Source organism: Desulfobaculum sp. (assembly GCF_054921475.1).
Window position 1 is genome coordinate 1 of sequence record NZ_JBUDSW010000284.1, and the last position, 4,279, is coordinate 4,279.

Here is a 4,279-nt window from a genome sequence, read left to right on the forward strand (position 1 = left end):
GGGCGCTAGTAGTTTTTGATTTCGGCGTACCAGCCGCTGGATTTTTCCAGCAGTTCGTTGATGCGCGCCACAAGGGCGTGCGGGTCGTTGAGGTAGCCTTCCTGCAGGAGCGCGCCTTCGTACAGGTGCTCCACGCTGGTGCGGAAGAACGGGTCCTCGGCGTTGCCCTTGTAGATTTTCAGCAGGTTGCGGGCCAGCGCGTGGTCGCGGTTCAGCTCCAGAATCTTGACCGGGGGCGTGGTGTCCTTGGACATAATCTGCATCATTTTCTGCATCTGGGAGCTGGTGCCGTCCGCGCTGACGAGGCAGGCGGGGCTGTCCTTGAGGCGGCGGGAGACGCGCACGTCCTCCACGCGCTCGCCAAGGATGCTCTTGATGGCGGCCAGCACGTCGTCAAAGGTCTTTTCGTCCTCTTCGGACAGGGTCTCGGTGGCGGCGGGGCCGTCCTCGGTGTCCTTGAAGGCCTCAAGGGCGGCCATGTCGGCCTGCTCTGCGGCCACAAGGCGGAATTCCTTGTACTCGCGCAGGGCCTCCATGATGAATTCGTCAATGGGCTCGTAGAGGTAGAGCACCTCAATGCCCTTGCGGCGGAAAATTTCGCCGTGGGGATTCAGGCGGATGGCTTCGCGGCTGTTGCCGGAGATGTAGTAAATCTCCTTCTGGCCGTCCTTCATACGCTCGGCGTATTCGGCGAGGGAGGTCAGGCCGTCGGCGTCCTCGTTGGCGGAGGAGTTGAAGCGCAGCAGTTCGGCAAAGCGGTCCTTGTTCATGAAGTCGCTGTAGCCCAGCTTGAACACCTTGTGGTGGTTCTTCCAGAAGGAGGCGTATTTTTCCGCGTCGTCCTCGGCCAGCTTGGCCAGACGGGTGAGCACCTGCTTGGTGACGGTGTTGCGGATTTTGTCGATGAGGACGTTTTCCTGCAGGGTCTCGCGGGAGATATTGAGGGGCAGGTCCTCGGTGTCCACCACGCCGCGCATAAAGCCGAGATACTGGGGGATGAGGTCCTTGTGGCGGCGGTCGATGAGCACGCGGCGCACGTACAGGTCCAGCCCGTAGGTTTCGGGATCATTGAAAAAGCCGCCGGAGGACATATCCGGCACAAAGAGCAGGGCGTTGAACTGCACGGGCGCGTCAACCGCGATGTGCAGGGTGTCCAGCGGGGCGTTGGTGTCGTAGGTGAGGAACTTGTAGAACTCGTCGTACTGGTCCTGCTTGATCTGGAACTTGGGCTCGCGCCACAGGGCGGGCTGGGTGTTCACATGCTCGCCGTCCACCTTGATGGGGAAGGAGATAAAGTTGGAGTGCTCGCGGATGATGCCCTTGAGGCGCTCGGTGTCCGCAAAGTCGGCGGCGTCTTCCTTCAGGTGGATGGAGATGGTGGTGCCGCGGGGCACGTCGCCTTCGGCGTCCTCGATGGTGTAGCTGCCCGTGCCGCCGGAGGTCCAGACCACGGGGGCTGCGTCCTGCATGGCGGAGCGGCTGGTGATGGTGACGTTGTCCGCCACCATGAACACGGAGTAGAAGCCAACGCCAAAGCGCCCGATGATGGAATCGGCCTGCGTGCCGTTTTTGGCGGCCTCTTCCATGAAGGAGGCAGAGCCGGAGTGGGCGATGGTGCCGATGTTGGCGATGAGTTCGTCGCGCGTGAGGCCAATGCCGGTGTCCGTCACCGTGATGGTCCGCGCGTCCTTGTCCGTGGTGATGGTGATGGCGAGTTCGGCGTCGGAGTCCACAACGTCGCTGCCGCTGGAGGTCAAAAAGCGGACCTTGTCCATGGCGTCGGACGCATTGGAGATAAGCTCGCGCAGGAAAATGTCGCGGTTGGTGTAGATGGAGTTGGTGATGATGTCGAGAAGCTGGGTGATCTCGGCCTTAAATGTATGTTCGCTGTGCTGTGCAGCCATGTGGGATTCCTCCTCTTTGAGACAAAAAATTTCATATTGCACATAATTTCGGGGGGCGGATTGTCAAGGGGACGCATGGCAGAAACCCTGCGCGGCGGGCTGTGGCGTGGCAGGAAAGGTGTAGGAGCACTTGAGGTGCGGGGGCCTTCGTCTGCGTCGTGGGCAGAACGTGGGGCCAGAGCGGTGCACGGAGGGATTAATGGGCGGGCGGAGCCGCAGTTTCAAGCCAGCGGCGGTAGAGCGCGGCGTGGCGTTCGTCCCCGCGCGCGGCAAACAGGTCCGCGTAGCGGCGGGCGGTCTGGGTGAGGGCGGCGGTGTCCCGCTCCCGCGAGAGGAGGGTGTCGCAGGTGGCGGAGACGGCCCGGGCGAGGTCCGTGTGCCCGCAACGGGCGGCCAGCCCCGCAAGGGCGGCGGCATTGGCCGCGTGGGGCATGAACAGCGACTGCGTATACCGAACACCCAGCGCGCCGCTCAGGTCCCCGGCGGCCTCCAGCCGGGAGATGGCAAGGTGGTAGCCTTCCTCCCAGAAGAGTTCACGGGCGAGGGTGTCCATGATGACGCTCAGGGGCTTATCCGCGGCGCGGCGCGCCAGTTCCTCCCCGCGTTCACGCGGCAGGGCGGGGTACGGATCAAGGGCGCGGGTGAGGCGGACCTCAAAGCCGTCGCGCGTGACAAGGGCGTGGAAGTCCGGCTCGAAGCAGTCCGGGCAGCGCTCGCGCAGCAGGCGGCCGTTGTGGATGTCGCTTGCAAAGCGTCCTTCTGTACTGCCCCCCACATGCAGCACCGTGCTGGAGGGCACAACCCGCACGCTGCGCCCGGCCTGACGCAGGCGGCAGCACAGTTCAAGGTCCTCGAATCCGTTGCGGTAGCCCTCGTGGAACGCGCCCATGTCATAAAAGAGGGGGCGCGGTATGAGCATGGCCGCTCCGGTGATGGCCTGCACCGGACGGCGCACCTGACACAGCGGGTGCGTGCCGGGAACGTGGGAGTAGATGTGCTCCGGTCCCATGTCCGGGTGGAAGGCGACGCCAAGGTGCTGCACGGTGCGCGTTTCCGGAAAGAGCAGCAGCGGCCCTGCGGCGCCAAGGTCCGGCGTGTCGTCAAAGGCGGCAAGGAGCGGGGGCAGCCAGCCGTCTTCGCACAGGGTATCGTTGTTGAGCAGAAAGAGAAAATCACTGTCTACGGCCTGTCCGGCGCGGGTGCAGGCGACGCCAAAGGGCGTGCCCGCCGGGTGTTGGAGCAGGAAGCCGCTTTCCGGAAAGGTGGCCGCAAGGTGCTTGTTCACCATGTGCAGGCTGTCGGCCTCAGAGCCATTGTCTGCCACCACCACGGCGATGCTGTGCCCCTGTGTGGTGGCCTTGATGGAGGTGAGGCAGTCGGAGGTCAGGGCGGGATTATTGAGTGCGGGGATGATGATGGCGACGCGAAAATGTGGCGTTTTCATGACGTTTCCCCTGGTGTTTTGAAACTAGTTCCCTGATTTATCATGCAAAAAAAGATCAGGTGGAAGACTGTTGTTCCCGCAATAATCATCTGTTATAGGTGACCACTGTTGCAGACAATCGGTGGGGCGCAGGCGCAAGTGGCGCCTGACGGATTGCAGTCTCGCTCCATCGTACAAAGATAACGCAATCTTGTGCCAAGGGAAATGTAAATTGGCCGGGACCCCGGCTGATTGTCGAAAAGCATTGACACACAAGACTTGCGGGGATAGTGGGTGAGCACTCACTATAGGGGATGTTGCACTATGATTACAGAAGAGAAATATTTTCTGACCAATTATCCAGGTTACGTCATTGCCCGCACGGGCAAGGCCATCAAGTTTGAGCTACGCCGCTACCTGCGCGAAGCCGGAATCGAAGTGACAAGCGAGCAGTGGGCGCTGTTGTGCCACCTGTGGGAGCAGGAAGGCCGCTCCCAGAAGGAGCTGGCCGAGTTGTCCTTCAAAGATACGGCGAACATCACTCGGATGATAGACGTCCTTGAAGGGAAAGGTATAGTCTACCGCGAGAAGGACCCCTCGGACAGGCGGACCTACAAAATCTACCTGACGTCCAAAGGTCGCGAGCTGCGCGGCGAAGTCATGCCCTTTGTCATGGACCTCGCCAGCAAGGCGTTCTCCTGTCTGAGTGATGACGAACAGAAGGAACTGGTCCGTATGCTCAACACACTGTGTAACCACATCGTTGATATGCGCGAAACCACGAGTTAAATCGAGCCGCCATGAGGGCGGCCGGAGGTCTGCTTATGTCGCGTCTGCCTGCTGCTGTTGTCTTGTCCGCCCTCATCCTTCTCTTTTGCGCCTTCCCTGCGGGCGCGCAGGAGGATTCCTCGCAGAACAAGCAGGGGCCACCTCCCGCCAAGGTTATCGTGAC

The 4,279-nt window shown here is 61.6% G+C and carries 3 protein-coding genes; 1 reads left to right on the forward strand and 2 read right to left on the reverse strand.

What is annotated here, in order from left to right; translation table 11 throughout:
• Nucleotides 1-5: 5 nt before the first annotated feature.
• Together htpG and ACY69P_RS14630 are read right to left on the reverse strand one after the other, a co-directional pair.
• On the reverse strand, nt 6-1,904 hold the full coding sequence (gene htpG, locus ACY69P_RS14625; protein ID WP_462328002.1) for a molecular chaperone HtpG: 1,899 nt from the start codon (nt 1,902-1,904) through the stop codon (nt 6-8).
• Nucleotides 1,905-2,100: 196 nt separating this feature from the next.
• The gene (locus ACY69P_RS14630) at nt 2,101-3,348 is read right to left on the reverse strand and encodes a glycosyltransferase (RefSeq protein ID WP_462328003.1); all 1,248 of its coding nucleotides are present in this window, start codon (nt 3,346-3,348) and stop codon (nt 2,101-2,103) included.
• 303 nt (nt 3,349-3,651) lie between these two features.
• On the opposite strand from ACY69P_RS14630, the gene ACY69P_RS14635 reads away from it, so the two are divergent.
• The gene (locus tag ACY69P_RS14635; RefSeq protein ID WP_404845794.1) at nt 3,652-4,116 is read left to right on the forward strand and encodes a MarR family winged helix-turn-helix transcriptional regulator; all 465 of its coding nucleotides are present in this window, start codon (nt 3,652-3,654) and stop codon (nt 4,114-4,116) included.
• The last annotated feature ends 163 nt before the right edge of the window (nt 4,117-4,279 follow it).